Source organism: Gardnerella sp. c10Ua_244 (genome assembly GCF_055818055.1).
Window position 1 is genome coordinate 1 of record NZ_JARFVS010000030.1, and the last position, 561, is coordinate 561.

General features: G+C 45.6%; 1 protein-coding gene. It reads left to right on the forward strand.

What is annotated here, in order from left to right:
• A partial coding sequence (locus P0108_RS07165; RefSeq protein ID WP_473730943.1) for an S-adenosylmethionine synthetase N-terminal domain-containing protein occupies nucleotides 1-561 on the forward strand: 561 nt, incomplete at both ends.

The window sequence follows — 561 nt, forward strand, 5'->3', positions numbered from 1 at the left end:
CCTGGGAAAGTAAAGATTGATATTACGGTTGTGCCGCAGGATAAGCATTTAAGCCGAAACCAGGATGGTATGGTTCGTTGCGCTGATAACGGGATTTTTAAAGGCGTACCACTAACAGACGAACAAAAGAAACTCTCGGCTATTGCTCGAAAGGTTTATGAAAAGTATCCGTATGACGGCAAGTATGTTCTTGATGGTGAAAAGCTTATCATCTGCCAGTCTCACGCTAAACGAGAAGACGTATTGAAAGACTATCCGAATGCGTTTGTTAATCCTTTAGGCGACTGGACTGGTGGTATCAGCGTGGATACGGGAGCGGTTAACCGAAAACTCGGGTCAGACATGGCTGATGCTGTTACGGGCGGCGGATTGCATGGTAAGGATCTTACGAAAGCTGACGTGTCGGTTAACATTTACGCGTTTTTGAAAGCACAGGAAACCGGTCGGGTTGTTGAGTTTTCTTGCGCTATCGGGGATGAAATGGTTGATGGTAAACCGTATTCGCAGATTGTGAAAATTGCGAAAGATTACATTGACTCGGTGGGTGGCTTTGAAAAGCTG